The 12,642-nt window shown below is 72.7% G+C and carries 12 protein-coding genes and 1 pseudogene; 8 read left to right on the top strand and 5 right to left on the bottom strand.

Annotation, left to right across the window (positions count from 1 at the left end; genetic code table 11):
- Positions 1–44: 44 nt before the first annotated feature.
- Positions 45–434 carry an RDD family protein gene (locus HUT10_RS21180; protein WP_176172818.1) on the top strand — a complete coding sequence of 130 codons (390 nt, stop codon included), beginning with the start codon at positions 45–47 and terminating at the stop codon, positions 432–434.
- A gap of 233 nt (positions 435–667) precedes the next feature.
- Here HUT10_RS21180 and HUT10_RS21175 read toward each other — a convergent pair whose 3' ends face one another.
- Positions 668–1,396, bottom strand: a complete 729-nt coding sequence (locus HUT10_RS21175; RefSeq protein WP_176172817.1) for a DUF4191 domain-containing protein — start codon at positions 1,394–1,396, stop codon at positions 668–670.
- 65 nt (positions 1,397–1,461) lie between these two features.
- Here HUT10_RS21175 and HUT10_RS21170 point away from each other — a divergent pair, with 65 nt between their 5' ends.
- The 6 genes from HUT10_RS21170 (at position 1,462) to HUT10_RS51150 (ending at position 6,540) form a co-directional block, all read left to right on the top strand.
- Complete coding sequence (locus tag HUT10_RS21170; protein ID WP_254896970.1) at positions 1,462–3,546, top strand: ATP-dependent DNA helicase UvrD2; 2,085 nt, start codon at positions 1,462–1,464, stop codon at positions 3,544–3,546.
- A gap of 221 nt (positions 3,547–3,767) precedes the next feature.
- Positions 3,768–4,034, top strand: a complete 267-nt coding sequence (locus HUT10_RS21165; RefSeq protein WP_176172815.1) for a hypothetical protein — start codon at positions 3,768–3,770, stop codon at positions 4,032–4,034.
- A gap of 152 nt (positions 4,035–4,186) precedes the next feature.
- Entirely contained in the window at positions 4,187–4,543 is a 357-nt protein-coding gene (locus tag HUT10_RS21160) for a WhiB family transcriptional regulator (RefSeq protein ID WP_254896969.1), read from the top strand.
- Positions 4,540–4,794 carry a hypothetical protein gene (locus HUT10_RS51155; protein ID WP_254896968.1) on the top strand — a complete coding sequence of 85 codons (255 nt, stop codon included), beginning with the start codon at positions 4,540–4,542 and terminating at the stop codon, positions 4,792–4,794. The genes HUT10_RS21160 and HUT10_RS51155 overlap by 4 nt, the downstream gene beginning before the upstream one ends.
- A 697-nt stretch (positions 4,795–5,491) precedes the next feature.
- On the top strand, positions 5,492–6,358 hold the full coding sequence (locus tag HUT10_RS21155; protein WP_176172814.1) for a class I SAM-dependent methyltransferase: 867 nt from the start codon (positions 5,492–5,494) through the stop codon (positions 6,356–6,358).
- Positions 6,355–6,540 (top strand): hypothetical protein, encoded by a 186-nt coding sequence (locus HUT10_RS51150; protein WP_254896967.1) that lies wholly within the window; start codon positions 6,355–6,357, stop codon positions 6,538–6,540. The genes HUT10_RS21155 and HUT10_RS51150 overlap by 4 nt, the downstream gene beginning before the upstream one ends.
- A gap of 21 nt (positions 6,541–6,561) precedes the next feature.
- Here HUT10_RS51150 and HUT10_RS21150 read toward each other — a convergent pair whose 3' ends face one another.
- From HUT10_RS21150 to HUT10_RS21140, 3 genes are all read right to left on the bottom strand, one after another.
- The gene (locus HUT10_RS21150) at positions 6,562–7,449 is read right to left on the bottom strand and encodes a hypothetical protein (protein WP_176177925.1); all 888 of its coding nucleotides are present in this window, start codon (positions 7,447–7,449) and stop codon (positions 6,562–6,564) included.
- A gap of 162 nt (positions 7,450–7,611) precedes the next feature.
- Complete coding sequence (locus HUT10_RS21145) at positions 7,612–8,952, bottom strand: AarF/ABC1/UbiB kinase family protein (protein WP_176172813.1); 1,341 nt, start codon at positions 8,950–8,952, stop codon at positions 7,612–7,614.
- A gap of 60 nt (positions 8,953–9,012) precedes the next feature.
- The gene (locus HUT10_RS21140; RefSeq protein WP_176172812.1) at positions 9,013–10,059 is read right to left on the bottom strand and encodes a ThiF family adenylyltransferase; all 1,047 of its coding nucleotides are present in this window, start codon (positions 10,057–10,059) and stop codon (positions 9,013–9,015) included.
- Between the two features lie 230 nt (positions 10,060–10,289).
- Between HUT10_RS21140 and HUT10_RS21135 the strand changes: the two are divergent.
- A pseudogene (locus HUT10_RS21135) lies at positions 10,290–10,798 on the top strand (M48 family metallopeptidase).
- A 383-nt stretch (positions 10,799–11,181) separates the two neighbouring features.
- On the opposite strand, the gene HUT10_RS21130 reads toward HUT10_RS21135, so the two are convergent.
- Positions 11,182–12,618 (bottom strand): zinc-dependent metalloprotease, encoded by a 1,437-nt coding sequence (locus tag HUT10_RS21130; RefSeq protein ID WP_176172811.1) that lies wholly within the window; start codon positions 12,616–12,618, stop codon positions 11,182–11,184.
- Positions 12,619–12,642 lie beyond the last annotated feature (24 nt).

Raw genomic sequence — 12,642 nt, 5'->3', positions numbered from 1 at the left:
GCACTGATCAACGTGGCTCTCAGTGGCCGGGTGAGAAGCTCGGTTTGCCCGAATCGGGCGTCGGGGCGTCGGCGAGCGGAGGTGCGCGCCTGCTCGGCCTGATCGTCGACTTGGTGGTCGCGGCCCTGGTCACGGCGATCTTCCTGCACCCCAGCCTGCAGGACCCGGTGGCGATGCAGCAGTTCAACCTCTGGTCCGGCGGCGTGTGGGCGGTCATCTCGGTCATCTCGGCCGGCTTCTTCGGCTTCACGCCGGGCATGGCCGCGGTCGGCATCCGCGTCGCGCGGCTCGACGGCGCCGCGCTGGTCGGCCCGCTGCGCGCGCTGGTCCGGGCCGCGCTGACGTTCGTGATCATCCCGGCGGCGGTCCGCAACGCCGACGGCCGCAGCTGGCTGGACCGGCTGACCGGCACCGTCGTGATCCGGATGCGCTAGCCGTCCAGCCGCGAGCTGATACCGGACGGCCCGGCCTTCGCCTCCCGCCGGTCCATCGACCGATCGACACCCGGCGGCACGTGCGGCGGGACCAGGACGCGCGGATGCGTCTCGGGGAACCTCGGGTGATGGGTGTTCCGCAGTTCAGAACGGGCGCGGGCGGCAGAATTGCCGCCCGGGACAGCGAACGGCCCCCGTCCGGATCCGGACGGGGGCCGTTCGACGTCGTGCGGTCAGCGGCGGCGGATCGTCCGCTGGACGTTGCGCATCTTCGCGCCGGCCGGCATCGGGCCCTTCGGCAGTGCCGCGCCGCGGTTGCCGAGCGCGGCCAGCTTTGCCTCGAGGGCGTCGACCTGGGCCGGCTTGAGGTTGCGGGGCAGCTTCATCAGGTAGCCCTGGAGCTTCTTCAGCGGGATCTGCTTGTCCTCGTGCCCGATGATCACGTCGTAGATCGGCGTGTCGCCGATCAGGCGGGAGACGCGCTTCTTCTCCTGGGCGAGCAGGGTCTTCACGCGGTGCGGCGCGCCTTCGGCGACCAGCACCACGCCGGGGCCGCCGAGGACCCGGTGCACCGCGTCGAGCTGCGTGGTGGCGGCGACGGTCGGCGTCACCTTCCAGCGGCCGCGCAGGTTCTCCAGCGCCCAGGCCGCCGCGCCGGGCTGGCCGTCGGCCTTCGAGTACACCGTGCGCTGCACCCGGCGGCCGAAGATGATCATGGCGGCCAGGCCGCCCAGGATCAGGCCCAGCGGCAGCAGCACCCACTGCATGTCGAAGAAGAACCCGACCCCGAACAGGACGCCGGCCACGACGACGATCGCGCCGACCATCCACGGGATGAGCCAAGGGTCTTCCTTGCGCTGCATCTTGAAGGCCTCGAAGAGCTGGCCACGGCGTGCCTTGCTCGCCGCGCGCTTCTCCTTCTTGGCCTGCTTGGCCGCTTCCTTGTCCTGCTGTCCCGCCATATGACCAGGATACGGCCGCGTGCCCCTGCCCCGTTTCCCCGTCCCCCTCTGCGAGGATGCCGGACGTGACCGGCGTACTTTCACCCAAGAGCCTGAACCGACTGCTCGACGGTCTCGACCCCGAGCAGCGCGCCGCCGCCAGTGCCCCACGGGGGCCGGTCTGCGTGCTGGCCGGCGCCGGCACGGGCAAGACCCGCACGATCACCCACCGGATCGCCCACCTCGTCCGATCGGGGCACGTTTCCGCCGGTCAGGTCCTCGCCGTCACCTTCACGACGCGCGCGGCGGGGGAGATGCGGACGCGGCTGCGCGGCCTCGGCGTCGACGCGGCGCAGGCGCTGACGTTCCACGCTGCCGCCCGCCGCCAGCTCCGCTACTTCTGGCCGCGCGTGGTCGGCGACCGGCCGTGGGACCTGCTGGAGAACAAGCTGCGGTACGTCGGCCAGGCCGCGAACCGGGCCAAGCTCGGCACCGAGGTCGAGGTCCTGCGCGACCTGGCGAGCGAGATCGAGTGGGCGAAGGCGTCGCTGATCAGCCCGGACGACTACCCGGCCGTCACCGCGCGCGCCCAGCGGGACATCCCGGCCCCGGCCGCGCAGGTCGCCGAGGTGTACCGCACGTACGAAGAACTGAAGAACGCCGCGCAGGTGCTCGACTTCGACGACCTCCTGCTGCACACGACCGCGGTGCTCGAGGAGCACGGCGCCGTCGCCGAGGAGTTCCGCGACCGCTACCGGTGCTTCGTCGTCGACGAGTACCAGGACGTCACGCCGCTGCAGCAGCGCCTGCTCGACGCGTGGCTCGGCGGCCGCGACGACCTGACCGTCGTCGGCGACGCCAACCAGACCATCTACTCCTTCGGCGGCGCGTCGCCGCGGCCGCTGCTGGAGTTCACGCGGCGCTACCCGGACGCCACGGTCGTCCGCCTTGAGCGCGACTACCGGTCGACGCCCGAAGTCGTCGCGCTGGCCAACCGGGTGATCGGCGCGGCGCGCGGCCGGCCGGCGGGCTCGCGGCTGAAGCTGATCGGCCAGCGGCCGCCGGGGCCGGAGCCGCGCTTCGGCGAGTTCGAGGACGAGGCGGTCGAGGCGGCCGCCGTCGCGCGCCGGGTGCGCGAGTTGCTCGACGGCGGCGTCTCGGCGAGCGAGATCGCGGTCCTCTACCGGATCAACGCCCAGTCCGAGGCCTACGAGTCGGCGCTGGCCGACGCCGGCATCCCGTACCTGGTCCGCGGCGGCGAGCGGTTCTTCAACCGCACGGAGGTCCGCCAGGCGATGTCCGCGCTGCGCGCGGCGAGCGGCGACGGCAGCTCCGACCTGGTCACGACGGTGCGTTCGGTGCTCGCGCGGGTCGGCCTGACCGAGTCGCCGCCCGCCGGCGGCGCGGCCAAGGAGCGGTGGGACGCGCTGCTGGCGATCGTCGAGCTGGCCGAGGAGCTCGCGGCGGCGGTTCCCGACGCCGACGTGCCCCGGTTCAACGCCGAGCTCGACCAGCGCGCCGCGGCCCAGCACCCGCCGACGGTCGAGGGCGTGACGCTGGCGTCGCTGCACGCGGCGAAGGGCCTGGAGTGGGACGCCGTGTTCCTCGTCGGCCTGGCCGAGGGCACGATGCCGATCCTGCACGCCGACGGCGACGAAGCGGCCATCGAGGAGGAGCGGCGGCTGTTCTACGTCGGCGTCACCCGGGCCCGCGAGCACCTGTGGCTGTCCTGGGCACTGGCCCGCACGCCGGGCGCGCGGCGCAACCGGCGGCGCAGCCGGTTCCTCTACGGCCTGGTTCCCGAGGACCACCCGGCCGCCCGCGTGGCGCGGTCACAGCAGAAGCCGTCGACGCCGGTCAAGACGCGGTGCCGCGTCTGCGGCGGCCCGCTGCTGGAGACCCTCGAGGTCAAGCTCGGCCGCTGCGGGCGCTGCCCGTCCACAGTGGATGAGGACCTGCTGGAGCGGCTGAAGTCGTGGCGCGCCGACCGGGCCCGCGAGCTGAAGGTGCCGGCGTTCGTCGTCTTCACGGACGCGACGCTGATGGCCATCGCCGAGCAGCGCCCGGCCGACGAGGCGGGGCTGGTGTCGATCTCCGGCATCGGCGCGACGAAGCTCGAGCGCTTCGGCGCGGGGATCCTCGGGGTCGTCCGGGCGTCGACGGGGTCTTGACCGCGTCCGGACCATGATCGACGCGGCGAACCCGCTGCTCAGGGGCGATCTTCGTAACTTCGAGGATTTTCCCGTTAATTGAGTTGCAGCGGTGTGGTGCGGGGCAATAACCTGCCAGTACCGAGCCCGAAGGGCTCGACTGGGGATCTACGAGCAGTGTCAACTCAAGACGTGCCGCTCGGCGGCTGCGTGTGCAGAGTACAGAAGGAGGTGCCGGTGAAATGACCATCAACATGACGCTCACGAACCCGGGCACCCGTCTGTCCTGCGCCGCGGAAGTTGCGGCTGCTCAGCGCCCGGGCACCGGTGTGTTCGCCGGCACCGTGAGCGCTCACGAGATCCGTGGCATGCGGCGCGACTCGCGTCGTTGGGCCACCGGTGTCGTCGTCTTCGGGACGCAGGGCGTTCTCGCCGCGTACCCGCAGGCCGATCTGCCGACCATCAAGCAGTTCCGTGTTCCGTTGTCGATACGGGAGCGAAGTTCCTGACCCCGTCAGGACACTGAGGCTCACGAAGGCCGCGGAACCGGATAACCCGGATCCGCGGCCTTCGTGTTTTTGGCTGCACAACCCAAGAGGAACCAGCGTTGCCCAGCTCCAGCACTCAACCGAAAACCCGTACGACACAAGGAGGAACCACCATGTCTTCGGCCATCGCCTACACCTCGGGTGAGGCAATATTCGCCGACCTGCTCGACCCGATCGCCGTCCCCGACGTCGCCCTGCCCTGCCGTTCGGGCGACGCGGACCTGTGGTTCGCGGAGTCCCCGGCCGAGCTCGAGCGCGCCAAGGCGCAGTGCGCGGACTGCCCGGTCCGCGAGGCCTGCCTGGCGGGCGCACTGGCCCGCCGCGAGCCCTGGGGCGTCTGGGGCGGCGAGATCTTCGAGCGCGGCGCGGTGATCGCGCGCAAGCGGCCCCGCGGCCGCCCGCGCAAGAACGCAGTCGTCGAGCCCGCCGCGGCCAAGGCCGGCGGCGACCACCGGAGCGCCGCCGCATGAGCGTCGAGCCGGTTACCACCAGGGATTACGAAGCCCACCCTCGCAGTGAAGAGCTGCAGCTGACGAAGACCGAGATCGAGGAGATCAGCGAGATGTTGCTTTACGAAGAACTGTCCAGGGCCCGAATACGGGACATCGAGGAGGGGGTCCGCGCCCAGCGGGCCCGAGGTGGCGCCCGTGCCGCGCGCCGGTGGACGCGAGTAGCCCGATGGGCAGCCCGCCGGGCGGAGCGGTACCAGGAGCAGAACTGAGCGCAGGCCCCCGCCACCCGATTCCGGGTGGCGGGGGCCTGCGTGTTTTGCCGCGGGTGGTTTGCGGCGGGTCGCCGGTGGCGGGGGATGGCGCGGCCGGGGTTCGGCGACGCGACGGCGAGGTCGGCGGGCAGCGCGGCGGGCGGCCAGTGGGCGGCGGTCGGCGGCGGCGGGCCGCTGCTGGCGGGGTTCGGCGCCGCGGGGGCGCGGTTGCGGCCTGCCAGCGCACAGCAGCGGTCGGGCGCTGCGGGCCGGAGGGTGTGCCGTGGCGGCGAGTGGCGACTTGGGTGCGCAGATATCGGCCGGAGCTCCGGCATGGGGAATGCGGGCGGGGCGTCGGTGGGCCTCATCCTTGCGGGTGCGCGGGTGCGCGGGTGCGCGGGTGCGCGGGTGCGCGGGTGCGCGGGTGCGCGGGTGCGCGGGTGCGCGGGTGCGCGGGTGCGCGGGTGCGCGGGTGCGCGGGTGCGCGGGTGCGCGGACCGTGGCGACGAGCGAGGCTCGTGCTGTGGAGTCGGGCCGGGGGCGTGCCGTGAGGGGGCCGCGGTTGTGCAGTACTGGGTGCCGGCGGCTGCCGCGGGCGGGTGCGCGGGTGTGCGGGTGCGCCGTGGCGGGGTGGGCTGTTTGGGGTTTGGGGCCCTCCTTGGGTGGTCTGGCTGCGTGGCGCTCTGGGGGCGGGGTGCTGGTGTTGAATGGGGTGATGTCCGGACACTCCCACGACCACATCGACTGGGCGGACCGCCTGGCTCAGCTGCGGATGGCCGATGCCCTTGATTCCGCGGCGCTTGCGCCCGTTGCGCGGCGGCTTGTCGGCTCTGTTGGGGCGCGGCCGACCGTTGTCGATGTCGGGTGTGGGGCTGGGGGGATGAGCGTGCTGTTCGCGCGCGAACTCTCGCTTTCTTCCGGGGGCACCGTTGTGCTCTTCGATGCCACGCCGAAGCTGCTTGTCGAGGCTGAACGGGCCGTTGCCGAGGTTGCCGGTGAGGCCGTTGAGGTTGTCAGCCTGCTCGGGGATCTCAGTGATCCCGCCCTTGCCGTTCCGCCCGCCGATCTCGTGTGGGCCTCCGGGGTTGTGCACCACGTCGGTGATCAGCAGGCCGCGCTGCGGACGCTCGCCGGCCTCTTGCGGCCGGGTGGGGTGGTGGCCGTCTGCGAAGGGGGGCTCGAAATGCGGTGCCTTCCGTGGGATCTGGGCGTCGGGCGGCCCGGGCTGGAGCAGCGGCTGCTCGCCGCGCGGGGGGCCTGGTTCGAACGGATGCGGGCCGCGATTCCGGGAAGCGTGCGCATGCCCTACGGGTGGCCGCGGGCGCTTCGGGAGGCCGGGCTCGAGGATGTCGAGTCGTTCGGTGCGCTCGTCGATCACCCGATGCCCGGCTCGGACCTCCTTCGCGAATACGTCGTGCACCGCGTCGGGTGGTTTGCCGATGTGGCCGGGGAGTGGCTCGATGCCGATGATCTCGCCGCCGTCGCCGCGCTCACCGATCCGGAGAGCCCGGACTTCCTCGGCCGCCGGGACGACCTCTCCCTGCTGGGCGCCAAAGCGATCCACTGTGGACGGTTGCGGTGAGCGCGCCGGAGGCCGCCGGGTGCACGCGCTGCGGGCGGACCCGCGCCGCCGATGACGACCCGGCTACGGCGCTCGCGTGGGTCTCCACCCGTGAACGTGGCACCGTGCGGTGGCTTTGCCCGGACTGCGCCCGGCAGCACGTGCGGGACATCGAAGGCAAGCTGCCGGATGAGTACTGGTGATCATTGCGCTCTCCTGAGCGGTCAGGCGGCGTCGCCGGCCGGTGTCTGCGGGATCGCGCGGACCTTCGGACGAGGTGTTCTGGATGCTTCGCCGAACGCTCTGGCCAGCTCCTGGGCCACTTCCTGAGGGACCTGTTGGAGCTGCCGGACCGTGCAGCGGACCAGGACGATCCCGGTCGCCGCCAAGGCCAGGTGGCTGAAGCCGCCTCCCGTGCCCGGGCTGCAGCGGTACTGCCAGGCCAGGCCGAGCTCGTCCCACCACGCGTCCGCCTCGCCGATGCGGCGGCCGCGGCGGTCGCAGATCGTCTGGTCCCAGCTCGGCGGCGGGAGCGGCACCCGGTCCAGGACGCGGGTGGCCAGGCCGTGGGCCTGGATCGGCCCCTCGTCGAGCTCGCGCAGCACCTTGCGGACCGCTGCCGTGCCACGCTGGGAACCTGCCTCGAGCTCCGCCAGCAACTCGCGGCGGCTCGACAGGCCCCAGTACAGCGGCAACGTCAGCAGGTGGCGGATGCGCGCCGGGTCGGGCTCGGACCGGGCCAGGTCCAGTGTCGCCCTCGCCGGCGGGGCGAACGGCAGGCCGTCGACCTCGATCGGGTCCGGTAAGCGGGCCGTGCGCGCCAGGCGGACACCCTCGGAGGGCACCACTCGGCACTCCTGGGGCACCAGCAGGTGGATCTCGCGCTCCGCCGGGCACTTCACGCCATGGGCCTGCAGGGCGTCGGCGCCGGTGATCACCACCCCGGGCCCGTAGCGCACCAGCGCGGCGTGCAGCAGCTGCTGCCGCGTCGGGGCGGTGTTGCGCAGCAGGACGACCCCGGGGTGCAGGCGGCGCCACGGCCCTCCCGGGCCGCAGAGCCGCCGGGCTCTTCGGCCGGACACCCCGGCTTGGCGCAGCTGTTCGAGGTTCATCACCTCGCCCGCCTCGGGATTACTAAGGGCAAGTGGATCGGTGCATTGCGTAGCTGTCATGCTCCGAGCATGGCGGCTCGGCCAACCGGGTGGAACCCCGTCCGCCGCGTCTGTGGACAACTCGGCGGAATCCGTCCGTTCGCGGCCCCACCTGTGGACAACTCAGCCGGCGAAGCCGGGCTGCCACCGCTCCACGATGCCGCGGGCCGGGATCTCCGCGTCGAGCTGGCACAGGATGCCCGTCGACCCCGCCGTCACCCGGTGGATCATCAGGTACTCCGGCGGCAGGTTGAGCGAACGGCCGACGCGGAAGTCGTTGCCGCGGCTGTCACCCACCCGCCCGGCCTGCTTCTGCATCCAGCGGCGGGTGAAGTGGAACGTCGGCGCGGCCAGCGGCTCGGTGAAGGGCGCCAGGTAGGCGAGCACCTCCTCCGCGGTCAGGTCGCTGTCCGGCCGGATGAACCGGTTCGCCCGCAGCAGGCGCATCAGCTCGGTGGACTCGCCGTCGAGGGCCAGCCTCGTCATCTCGCCGAGGTGGCGGGGGATGCCTTCGGGCAGCCGGGCCACGCCGCCGAAGTCGATGACGCACAGCCTGTCGTCGTCGGTGAGCATGAAGTTGCCCGGGTGCGGGTCCGAGTGCAGCAGGTGGACGCGCTCGGGAGACGAGTAGTGGAACTCCGCGAGCAGCCGGCCCGCCAGGTTCCGCGTCTCGCGGTCGCCGTCGGCGATCACCTTCGACAGCGGCGTGCCGTTCGCCCACTCCGTCACGACGACCTTCGGCGCGCTGGCCACCACCCGCGGCACCAGGATGCCGGGATCGCCGTCGAACGCCTTCGCGAAGGCGCGCTGGTGCTGGGCCTCGGCCTGGTAGTCGAGCTCCTCGTTCATCCGCTCGGCGAGCTCGGCCAGCAGCGGCTTGACCTCGGTGCCCGGCACGAACGCCTGGAACAGCCTGCTGAACCGCTGCAGCTGCCGCAGGTCGCTGCGCAGGGCCTCGTCGGCGCCCGGGTACTGCACCTTGACCGCGACCGGGCGGCCGTCGTGCCAGACCGCCCGGTGGACCTGGCCGATGCTCGCGGCCGCCGCCGGCTCGTCGTCGAACGAGGCGAACCGGCTGGTCCAGGTGCGGCCCAGCTGCTCGGCGAGCACCCGGTGGGTCTGCCGGACCGGCATCGGCGGCGCGGCGGCCTGCAGCTTCGTGAGCGCTTCGCGGTACGGCTTCGCCATGTCGTCCGGCACCGCGGCCTCGAACACGCTCAGCGCCTGGCCGAACTTCATGGCCCCGCCCTTGAGCGTGCCGAGCACCTCGAACAGCTGCTCGGCGGCCTTTGCCGACAGCGTCGCGTTCACCTGTTCCGCGCTCTGGCCCGCGAGCCTCTTGCCCCAGCCGCCGACCGCCCGGCCGGCGATGCCGAGCGGGAGACTGGCGAGCTTGGCGGTACGGGCGGCACCCTTGCGCGGCATCGCTGTGTCACGATCGCCTGGGTCGCGGAAGTCGGTCACAACGGCGATTCTGCCTTGCGGCCTCGGCGGCGCGCAGCCTGCGCGCGGCGACTTCGTGGGCTACGTCTCCAGGATCACCTCCCGGGCGCCGCAGCGGCACCGCGGGTGCGGCGGCCAGCGCCGGTGGCGGATGCGGCCGGCGAAGGCGTCGATCTCGAGGGTCGCGTTCCAGGTCGGCGGGGCCGGCGCGCTCGGGGAGAGCAGCCGCATGGCCTGGGCGACGGCCAGCGAGGCGCACGAGTGGACTGCGCCGAGATCCGGCCGCTGGTGCCGGCCGGCGAGCTGCCCGGCGACGCGCGGCCAGCACGGGTCGCGTTCGGTGCGGTGCAGGTCCGCGCAGCGCAGGCACGAGCTGCGGCCCGGCACGACCAGCGGCCCGACGATGGCCGTGCCGTCGCGGACGCGCGCCGCCAGGTGCGGGACGTTGTCGCCCATCAGCTCGGCGACGAGCTCGGGAGCCGGGACGACGGCGTCGGTCAGCAGGGCCAGGTCCGGGTGCCGGTCGTGCAGGCGGGTGACGCGGACCTCGGGATCGACCCGGCGGAGCAGGTCGGCGAGGGCGTGGCGGCGGGACCGGCCCAGGTCCGCGGCGGTGAACCCGGAGCCGAGGTCGTGTTCGGTGACCGTGCCGGGCACCTGCAGCTCGACGTGCCCGATTCCGGCGTTGGCCAGCAGCACGGCGGCCGCCACGGCCACGCGGCCGGCGCCGTGGACCGAGACCGCGGCGGCCCGCCGCCGCTCGGCCATCGCCGGCTGGTGGTGCCGGGCGCGCAGGGACCAGAGGCCGGGTTCGCCGCGGAAGCCGGGACCCTCGGGACGGCCGGCGTCGGTGACCAGGCCGAGCGCCGTCAGCTGCCGCAGCAGCCTGTGCAGCTGGTCCCGGTGTTCGCTCTCCGCGAGCAGGATCCGCTCGACGTGCGTGCTGCCGTCGAGGGCGCGCAGCTTCGCGAGCAGGTGCGGGGAGAGGTTTTCGACGATCACGCCGTGGCGCGGGTCGAGGCCGATCTGGACCTCGCGGGGGCCGCGTTCGAGCACGGTGAGGCCCGGGAGCAGGGCAGGGTGGGCCGGCAGGAGGACCGGTGGCATGTCCGCGGTGTCGAGGATCATGTCCGCAGGATCGCACCCGGTGGCGACCGGGAGGCCGCGGAAGGAGCCGGAACGGCCGAGTTGTCCACAAGTGGAACCGGCTGTGGACAACTCGGGTCTGTGACCTCAAGGCTCTCGGAGTTGTCGGTGCCGGGCCGTACCGTTGTCGGGTGGTCGAAGCACGCATGCCCTCACTGAGAGGCCGGGGGGACACGAACCCCTCGTCGGACACACCCGGACACAAGGTCGAAGTGCGGCGCAGCCAGCGCCGGCACCGGACGGTCACCGCGTATTGGAACGACGACACGCTCGTCGTGCTCATCCCGCGCGGATGACCAGGGCGGAGGAGAAACACTGGGTCGCCGAGATGGAGCGCAAACTGCAGCGCTCGGAACCACGTCGGCCGGCGTCCCCGAAGACGTCGGACGAAGCCCTGCTCGCGCGCTGCGCGCTGCTGTCGGGCAAGTACCTGGGCGGCACCGCGGTGCCGGCGAGCGTCCGCTGGGTGCCGCCGATGCGCACGCGGTGGGCCTCCTGCACACCGGTCGACGCGACCATCCGGGTCAGCGAACGGCTGCGGAAGGTGCCTGCGTGGGTGCTGGACTACGTGCTGGTGCACGAGCTGGCGCACCTGCGGGAGCCCGGGCACGATGCGGCTTTCTGGGCGCTGGTGCAGCGGTATCCGAAGACTGAACGGGCGATCGGGTACTTGGAGGGGTTGTCGGCTGCTGCCGGGTGGGGGATCTCCACCGAGGATTGAGCGGGAGAGAGGGGCCGGGGGCTGTGGTGGAGGGCGGTTGCTGGGCAGGGTGGGCGGTGCCCCTCCTGGCCGGCGCTCGCTGAACGGGCTGCGGCCGGGACGAGTTCGCCTGACGGCGGGTTGGCGGCTGTCCGCGGGTGGTCGCTGGGTGGCCGGTGGCGGGGCTGCGCCCGCCCGCCTGGCTGCGCCCGCCCGCCTGGCGGCGCCCGCCGGCCTGGCGGCGGGCTGATTGGTGTCCCCCGAAGGTTGGTCGGGTGGCACGGGACCACGAAAGACCGGTGGTCAGGGTCAGCTAAGGGCCGCTTCCCCGGGAACAGCAGAGGGCCGGTGCCCGCTCACGCGGGGCACCGGCCCTCCGGGAAAATCAGCTCAAGGCTGCCAGCTCAGGGTCGCTTGCCCTCGTCGGACGGCCGCTCGTCCTTCTCCGACGGCTCCGAACCCTCGGAACCCTCCGACCCCTCTGAACGCTCCGACCCCTCTGAACGCTCCGACCCCTCTGCACGCTCCGAGCGCTCGGCCTTCTCCGTCCGCTCCAGCTCGGCGATCGGGTCGAGGTCGTCGAGTGAACCCGCTTCGCCCACTCGGTCCGCGAAGTCGATCGGCTCGTCCAGGTCCTCCGCCGTCGGCATCAGGTCCGGGTGGGACCAAAGACCGTCGCGCTTCTCCAGGCCGTGGCGGTCTCCCACCAGCTTCCACAGGTTCGATGCGTCCCTCATCCTGCGGGGACGCAGCTCCAGGCCGACGAGCGTGGCGAACGTCTGCTCCGCCGGGCCGCCCGTTGCGCGGCGGCGGCGCAGCGTCTCGCGCAGGGCGTCCGCTCCCGGGAGCCGGTCGCCGACCGCTTCGGCCACCGTTACGTCCACCCAGCCCTCGACCAGGGCCAGCAGTGTCTCCAGGCGGCGCAGGGCCACCTTCTGCTCCTCGGTCGTCTGGGGCTCCAGCAGCCCGGAGGACATCGCCTCTTCGATGCTCGCCGGGTTCGCCGGGTCGATCTGGCCGGCCAGGGACTCCAGCGCGGACGTGTCCACCGAGATCCCGTGCGCGAACTCCTCGACCGTCGCCAGCAGGCGCTGGCGCAGCCACGGCACGTGCGTGAACAGGCGCTGGTGGGCCGCCTCGCGGGCGGCCAGGAACACCAGGATCTCGCTGTTCGGCAGCTCCAGGCCCTCGGCGAACTTCTCGATGTTCGCCGGCAGCAGGGCCGACGTGCCTGCCGGGGCCAGCGGCAGGCCGATCTCCGTCGACGTCAGCATCTCCGAGGCCAGCTGGGCCAGCGCGTTGCCGAGCTGGGAACCGAAGGCCATGCCGCCCATCTGCCCCATCATCTGCAGCAACGGGCCCGCGGCCTGCTTGGCCTCCTCCGGCAGCGCCTGCATCCAGGCACCGGAGACCTGCCGGGCCACCGGGTCGCACAGCCGCTGCCACGTGGGGAGCGTCTTCTCCACCCAGGACCGCGGCGACCAGGCCACCGTCGACGTCGCGCCGGCCGGGAACACCGTGGCCGCGTCGAGCCAGAGCTCGGCCAGGTGGGCCGCGTCGCGGACCGCCGCGTTCGCGTCGTCGCCGCCTCGGAAGCCGAGCTTGCTCTCGCCCGTGTTGCCGGCGCTGCCCAGCGTCTGCAGGGCGATCTGCTTGGCGAGGTCGTAGTTCACCGGCCCGCTGGAGCTGCCCGCCTGGCTGAGCATCTGGCCCAGCTGGCTCAGCATCTGCCCGAGCTGGTTGAAGGCCTCGGCGCCGGACTGCTGCCCGCCTTCCGAGGGGTCGTTCTCACCTCGTTTGTCGGGATCGGAAGGTCCGAAGCCGAACGGGGGTTTGCTCATGTGTCCACCGTACGCGGGTCGAGA

The organism is Amycolatopsis sp. Hca4, from assembly GCF_013364075.1.
GTDB lineage: Bacteria > Actinomycetota > Actinomycetes > Mycobacteriales > Pseudonocardiaceae > Amycolatopsis.
This window is presented reverse-complemented; position numbering and strand designations above follow the sequence as displayed.

Excerpts from the sequence above, each read along its gene's own strand:
- HUT10_RS21160 (WP_254896969.1), top strand. The coding sequence starts at position 4,187 with ATGTCTTCGGCCATCGCCTACACCTCGGGTGAGGCAATATTCGCCGAC.
- HUT10_RS21175 (WP_176172817.1), bottom strand. The coding sequence starts at position 1,396 with ATGGCGGGACAGCAGGACAAGGAAGCGGCCAAGCAGGCCAAGAAGGAG.
- HUT10_RS21150 (WP_176177925.1), bottom strand. The coding sequence starts at position 7,449 with ATGAACCTCGAACAGCTGCGCCAAGCCGGGGTGTCCGGCCGAAGAGCC.
- HUT10_RS21165 (WP_176172815.1), top strand. The coding sequence starts at position 3,768 with ATGACCATCAACATGACGCTCACGAACCCGGGCACCCGTCTGTCCTGC.
- HUT10_RS21155 (WP_176172814.1), top strand. The coding sequence starts at position 5,492 with ATGTCCGGACACTCCCACGACCACATCGACTGGGCGGACCGCCTGGCT.
- HUT10_RS21130 (WP_176172811.1), bottom strand. The coding sequence starts at position 12,618 with ATGAGCAAACCCCCGTTCGGCTTCGGACCTTCCGATCCCGACAAACGA.
- HUT10_RS51155 (WP_254896968.1), top strand. The coding sequence starts at position 4,540 with ATGAGCGTCGAGCCGGTTACCACCAGGGATTACGAAGCCCACCCTCGC.
- HUT10_RS21140 (WP_176172812.1), bottom strand. The coding sequence starts at position 10,059 with ATGATCCTCGACACCGCGGACATGCCACCGGTCCTCCTGCCGGCCCAC.